The sequence below is a fragment of the Alkalispirochaeta alkalica DSM 8900 genome (genome assembly GCF_000373545.1).
Taxonomy (GTDB): Bacteria; Spirochaetota; Spirochaetia; order DSM-27196; family Alkalispirochaetaceae; genus Alkalispirochaeta; species Alkalispirochaeta alkalica.
This window is the reverse complement of record NZ_KB891695.1, coordinates 94361-101067: the sequence shown is the minus strand read 5'-3', so window position 1 is coordinate 101067 and position 6707 is coordinate 94361. Positions and strand designations below refer to the sequence as shown.

Below are 6707 nucleotides of genomic sequence, written 5' to 3'. Positions count from 1 at the left end.
GGAGAAGATTACGTTGCTGTCGCGCTCAAAGGGGTCTAGACTGGACAAAACGCTCAGGAGGATGTTCATGAGTATCACCTTGCCCGAGGCCGTGCGACCGGAGTCGGTTGGTATGGCATCGAAAAATCTGGCGAATATCGATGATCTTGCCCACACGTTCATTGAGGAGAAGGCCTACCGTGGTGTGGTCGTTCTGGTGGCGCGGCACGGAGAGATCTGTTATTTCAAGGCCTTTGGAGAGGCCGATGAGGAGAAGCCCCTGAAGAAAGATGCTGTCTTCCGGCTCGCCTCAATGTCAAAGGTGCCGAGCGCAGTGGCGGTGATGCAGCTCTTTGAGCAGGGGAAAATAAGCCTTCACGAGCCGATTTCGAAGTATCTTCCCGAATTTAGTGAACCGAAGGTGGCGATACTGGAAAACTGGGGGGCTCTGAGACTCGAGCGAGCCAAGCGGGAGATAACCATCCATGATCTCCTGTCGATGACGGCAGGCATGACAAATACCTGGTGGTACAACCTGTTTACGCCGGACTGCTATCGGGTTGTTCCNAAGTTGTACAAAGAGGCGGGGCTCATGGATGATCTGGANGCTCCGAACATTACCCTCGAGGAGAACGTGAAGATCCTGGCCAGGATGCCGCTCATCGCCCATCCCGGTGAAATGTTTGACTATTCAAACAACAGTGTCGAGACGCTCTGCCGGTTGGTGGAGGTGGTGTCAGGGGTGGATTTTAACCGCTACCTGCAGGAGAACATCTTCGAGCCCCTGGGGATGCGGGAGACCTGGTTCTTCCCCCCCGATGAGGAACTTCACAGGGTGCCCGCTGCGTTCTGGGCGGGGACCGGGGAAAAGCACGTGGAGAAGCATCCCCTGGGCCTCGGTATGCTGGGTCCCGATTATACCTTCAGTCCGCACAAGACCTACTTTAGTGGCGCCGCCGGGTTGCACGGCACAACCTACGACTACTTTCGCTTTGCGCAGATGCTGCTCAACAAGGGGGTTCTTGAGGGAGTCCGGGTATTGAGCCGGGCGTCGGTGGAGCTGATGACTTCCAACCAGATTGGAGACCTCACGAACTGGCAGCTCACCGGAAACAAGTGGGGATACCAGCTCGATATCCAGGAGGGGGTCAATGCACCGGGAGGGTCCCTGCACTACCTGGGTGGTCCCGGCGCCTACAGCTGGCAGGGGTTCTGGAGTACGAAGTTCGTGAACAACCCGGCTCACGATACGGTTATCATGACGATGTCAACGCCGGGATTTGACGGGGCCTTGCCCAATAATCTCCGGATGATCGCTGCAGCCGCTGCTGCCGTGGAAGACTGATCGTCACGACAGATGCCCTGGCGCCCTGACAGTTCTTGCCCGATGGAAGGACGTCGGGGCGGTGGCGGTGTACGGTGATGTATCTTTCTGGCTTTTTATTTCTGGCACGATGCTTCTGACAGGCGAAAAAAGCGACGCTAATGGTTTCATGCAGAAGATTGATCTTCTAATATTATATAATATAACAAATTGATTTTTCTCTTTTAGTTGCACGGAAAANGCCTGNGATGTTGACTTTTGTTTNGCTTCAAATTAATTTGGGAACGAAATAATTTAATTGGCCGGGTTGGTAATTTGCCCGGTCAGGTCATTCATGCCAAGGAGAAAGTTTCATGAAAAACCCTGTTTACTCGTGGATGCGCGCCGCAGGTGTGGCGGGCATGCTTTGTATGTTCCTGTTTACCGCGGGAGCTGTTACGGGACTCCCCAGAGATTCCCGGGGTGTTGCCCAGGGACACCCGAACCAGAAGAGCATCGGGATGTATGTGGGAAGCGAACTTACCACTGATGGTTCCGTTCTGCTCGGTGGCTTCGGGCACGAGCCCTCCAGTCACTGGATCGAGATTGTTCCCCGGCAGGAGCATCCCCAGGGGGCTACCTGGAAGGTTGGCGTCACCGAAGATGCATCGATTCCCGGCAGGTTGATCGCGATCCCCCAGGCAGAGACGACCTACAAGTACATTACCGCGCATTATTCCGAGTTTGCCGGTTTTCCCCCGCCGTTGACCAACGGTGGTCTCAACGAGCACGGTGTTTCGGCTCGTGACATATGGTCTCCGTCGCGTCCGGAACTGGTGGAGATGTCCGAACGGTCTGCTCCCCAGACCGGGCCGCAGTACAGCGATCTCGCCCGTGCTGCCATGGAGCGGGCCAGGACAGCCCGCGAAGCGGTTGAGGTCGTGGGTGGTCTTATCGATGAACACGGTTTTTCTACCTACGGAGGAAACTCCCATATCTTTGCCGACCGGAATGAGGGCTGGGTCTTCATTAACTACGCCGGAGGGGAAGGGTTATGGGCGGCCGAGCGGATTGGTCCGGATGAGATTCGTGTGCTCTATCCCGGGTACATTCACGATTTCCCCGTGAACCCCGAGGACCACGACGGATATATGGCTTCCGAAAATCTTGTGGAGTTTGCCAGGGCCCAAGGCTGGTGGGATGGAGAAGGGGAGTTCATGAATCTCCAGGACGTGTTTGGTCGTCCCTTTCCCGCCGACGATCCCGAGGGATATTACCCGGATTTTTATGAGGAAGCCCGAAATCCCCTCGCGCTTGAGGCGGAGTTGTACGAGATGGTCCCTGTGAGTCTTGAGGATATGATTGCCTACGTTCGTGATCCTCGCTGGGCCACCGATTTTGCGGGATACGGACAGGTTGCACACCTTCGATCCGATGTGCGGGGCGAACTGCAGACGCTCTGGACAGCGATTACCACGGGTCTTACAACTCCCTTCGTGCCAATTCCCGTTGCCACAGAGAGTGTTCCTCCCGAGTTCAGCCAGCATCGCTACATGACCAAGGACGCCTCCTCGCATTTTCTTGATCCGGATTACAGTATGCTCGAGGCGACTCGCTACGCCACGCGGACATTCAAGCGACTTCTTTATTTCACATCGGAGCATCCCCTTGATTTCCTGAGGTCCGTTACCGGGGAGATAGAGGCCTTCGAGATCGATCTGTTTGCCGAGTGGGCTGCGCTTGAGAAGAGGGCGCTGGCCTTATANGAGGCTGGCCTGGAACAGCAGGCCCAGTCCGTTATCACCGGTAGTGTTCACAGGTGGCTGCTCGAGAGTCTCGATCTTGGTGAGGATCTGGTTCGTGAGGTGGAGGCCCGGACACGGGAACGCTATGGCATTCGCATGCCAANAGGTGAGCGTCCGGAGGGAAGTACGATTCCCGCCACGAGCGAGCACATGGCCCGTGAGGGCTGGGGTGCCATGATCCACGCCTATGACGAAAGGCTCGATGAATACCCCCGCGCCCACGGGATATACGATGAATATCGGGATTTGCTGGACCGGGTGAGATAACCCGGTCTGGTGCGGCCTGGTCTGCCCCCAGCGATTGGGGGCGACTGCTCCCCTTCACTCTGGCCTGGCCCAATAGAAGGGGATTAAGGCCCCACCCGGGGGGCTACGTGGGGCGGTTCTTCTTTCCCGTGCGTCCCTTGGGGCCCTTGGGTCCCTTGGGTCGACGCGCCTGAGGCGGGCCGCTCCCCCCCGGGCGGCGGGGGCCGCGCTGCTTTCCTGTTGCGGGACGGTGGCTGGTGACGCGTTCTACGCGTATCCTCGTGCCCTGATAGGAGTACCCGGCCAGGGCGTCTTCGACCTGCCTGGCCAGGGCTCCATCGACCTGCACCTCGCAGGAGTCGGTGTTGATGTTGATCCGTCCGATGTTGATATTGCCGGAATCGGTGGCCTTGTTGATCAGCCCGATAATCTGGGGCGGGAGCACCGACTGGCGGCGGCCGATGTTCAGACGGAGGCAGACCATGGAGTGAGCCTCCATCCGTTTGGGCCGGGTCTTGCTGAGCGTGGGATTAAGGTCCGGAGCATCGGCATACTGTTCCAGAAACCGATTGAACTCCACCGAGATAAACCGTTGCAGCAGTTCCTCGCGGTCGATTCCGGCAAGAGAGTCCCGAACGGCCTGCAGGTACGGTCCAACGGACTCCTNGTTCACTTCTACCTCTTTCACCCGGGNGAGAAGCTCCATCAGTCGGGCTTCGCAGATATCGTGCCCGCGCGGGATCTTGGCTTCCTCCATTTTCCGGCCGATGGTCCGTTCGATGTACGCGATTCGGTGCCCTTCGCGCATATGTACGAGCGCGAGGGATGCNCCGCTTCTGCCGGCCCGGCCGGTTCGTCCGCTCCGGTGGGTGTAGGCGGAAACCTCGTCGGGAAGGTCGTAGTGGATGACGTGAGTCAGGTTATCCACGTCCAGCCCCCGGGCAGCCACGTCGGTGGCGACCAGGAGCGACGGGTTCCCCTCCCGGAANCGACTCATTACGGTGTCGCGCTGGGATTGGGCCAGTTCGCCGTGAAGGGCGTCGGCGGTGTAGCCGTCCCGNGAGAGTCGGGCGGTTACGTCCTTTACCGTCTCCCGGGTGCGGCAGAAGATGATGGCGTACATGCCTGTCTTCACATCGATCAGCCGCTTGAGAGCCTCGTACTTATCGTGGGCGTGGACGCGGTAGTAGTAGTGNGTGACGGTACCGGCGCTCTGGTTCCTGTGCCCGGAGACGATCTCGTGGGGGTCGGTCATGTACGTCGCAGCGATTCTGGCCACCTCGGGTGGCATGGTGGCNGAAAAGAGCAGCGTACGGCGCGCGGGGTTTGCCGCGGCAAGGATGGCATCGAGTTCGTCCTTGAACCCCATGTCGAGCATCTGATCCGCCTCGTCGAGNACCAGGAAGCGGAGCGCCGAGAGGTCGGCAATGCCCNTATCCAGNAGNTCCTTCAGCCGTCCCGGTGTGGCCGTGATGATGTGAGGGCCTGCCTTCAGGTCGCGTATCTGGGACCCGAATGGAGCGCCTCCATACACGGCGGTCGTCCGGAGGCCCGGGAGATTTGCCCCGTACTCTGCAATCTCGCGCGAGACCTGCAGTCCAAGCTCACGGGTGGGGGTGAGGATCAGTGCCTGGGTTGTGCGGCTCGCAAGGTCGATATTTTGCAGCAGGGGTAGTCCGAAGGCAGCGGTCTTGCCGGTGCCCGTCTGAGCCAGTCCGGTAACATCCCGCTGCTCGGTCAGCAGGAAGGGGATCATCTCGGCTTGTATCGGAGTTGGTGTTTCAAAGCCACGGGCGCTGATTGCGTCGAGCAGGGCCGGGATCAGTCCCAGCTGGTCAAAAGATATCATGGATTCCTCGATTCGAATGTCTTTGGATGGTGGCTACCATTGACTGCGGAATGCCGCCGAGTGTCAAGGGGCGGGGCTATCTGCTAGCCGCTACCCGCTACCCGGCGTAGCGGACCCAGAAGAGGGCTGCCGTCCCGATGGCCAGAGCTGCCCAGAGCAGACGGTGATGATCCAGCACACGCCGTCCGTTGAAGGAGGCAAAGGGGAACCAGGGCAGGAGAATTTCGAAGACCAGCAGGGCNTGCAGGGGCATCACCGCCAGGGTGAGAAGCCTGGCAGGAAGGCCCGGNCCCTCTGCGAGCCCCCGGGTCTCGAAGACCAGCAGAAGCCAGGCCAGCGCCAGGAGCGCCAGGGCNCCGGAGAAGGCCACGGCTGCCAGCCGGGGGAGTTTGGTCCGGTAGTTCCAGCGGATTTCCACGGGATAGTGCGACCCCGGGGTGGGAAAGAGGCCACCGAAGAGGGCGGTGATCACCAGAGAGAGGACGAGGCCGGTTTCCCAGATCCGGTACCGCAGGGTGAGCCCCAGGGCACGGGCGGTGAGTTTCATGGCCCCCGAGCGAACCCCGAAGATCAGGCCGATCACGGCGGGCAGCTGCCAGAGAAGGTGAGGATGCAGCTCCCCGGCGGCGCCCACNCGCACCCGATGGAGCGCTACCAGGGCGGCCACAAGAAGGACGTTGAGCAGCCAGGGNAGGGCTCCGCCGCCCGGCAGGGTGCGCTGCTGCTCCCGGGGCGGTTCTGCAGCGCTCCGGGACCAGAGGAAATGGCCCGCGTCGATGGTATGAAAGGTGGGAGGGCCAATTTTAAGGAGGCTGAGTCCGTATCGGCGAAGCTGCTGCGCGGGGCTGAGCGGAACAAACCCCAGGTCGGCGAAGCGGTTGCTCGAGGGGGTGTTAAAGCCTTCCACGGTGGTAAAGAGTTCGTGGCACCCCATCTGGCGGAGTCTGGCGACCCCTTCCGCCACCAGCGCTGCGGCGACGCCCTGGCCCTGGGCGNCGGGGTCGGTGAAGAGCCATTTTATCACCCCCCCGAGGTGGTCCCCTTTATAGCGAAAGGTCTCGAGGACCACTGCTCCGGCGGGTGCTCCCGAGAGCTCGCAGAGGAAGGTGTGGCTGGTGAGGGTGACAAGGCTCCCCTGGAGGGGGCCGAAGGCGCGACGGGCCAGGCGTTTCACGGCCGGTTTGTCCCGGGGTTCCACGGGGCGAAGGTGGATGCGATCGCTCATGGGCGTCCTCTTTTTTGTACCGGTCTCTGGTGCGCCAGTCTCCAGTTGCGCCAGCCCCTGTGTGCACCGTGGCGCGCTGCACCGTGGGGAGCTGCATTGCGACAGGGGTGCCAGAAGGGTTACCCCGGACCCGATTCGAACGGGTGACCTACGGCTTAGGAGGCCGTTGCTCTATCCTGCTGAGCTACCGGGGCGCTTGGGNCATTCCCCCAGAGTCTACGAATCACGGCCGGGGCTGTCAATCGGACCGGGCCGGTTGGGGAGGACCGGTTCGGGGGAATCGGGGGCGTGGTCCTGGAG

4 protein-coding genes and 1 tRNA gene are annotated in these 6707 nt (G+C 60.5%); 2 read left to right on the top strand and 3 right to left on the bottom strand.

The window, feature by feature from the left end; all coding sequences use genetic code 11:
- The first annotated feature begins 61 nt into the window (after nt 1–61).
- Both B071_RS0104095 and B071_RS15860 read left to right on the top strand, forming a co-directional pair.
- On the top strand, nt 62–1324 hold the full coding sequence (locus tag B071_RS0104095) for a serine hydrolase domain-containing protein (protein ID WP_438829559.1): 1263 nt from the start codon (nt 62–64) through the stop codon (nt 1322–1324).
- 332 nt (nt 1325–1656) lie between these two features.
- Complete coding sequence (locus B071_RS15860) at nt 1657–3354, top strand: C69 family dipeptidase (protein ID WP_245534045.1); 1698 nt, start codon at nt 1657–1659, stop codon at nt 3352–3354.
- A 103-nt stretch (nt 3355–3457) separates the two neighbouring features.
- On the opposite strand, the gene B071_RS0104085 is transcribed toward B071_RS15860, so the two are convergent.
- From B071_RS0104085 to B071_RS0104075, 3 genes are all read right to left on the bottom strand, one after another.
- A complete protein-coding gene (locus B071_RS0104085) occupies nt 3458–5182 on the bottom strand; it encodes a DEAD/DEAH box helicase (protein ID WP_018525833.1) in 1725 nt (574 codons plus the stop codon).
- Between the two features lie 97 nt (nt 5183–5279).
- A complete protein-coding gene (locus tag B071_RS0104080) occupies nt 5280–6407 on the bottom strand; it encodes a GNAT family N-acetyltransferase (RefSeq protein WP_018525832.1) in 1128 nt (375 codons plus the stop codon).
- A 120-nt stretch (nt 6408–6527) separates the two neighbouring features.
- A tRNA-Arg gene (locus tag B071_RS0104075) sits at nt 6528–6601 on the bottom strand.
- Nucleotides 6602–6707: the final 106 nt, after the last annotated feature.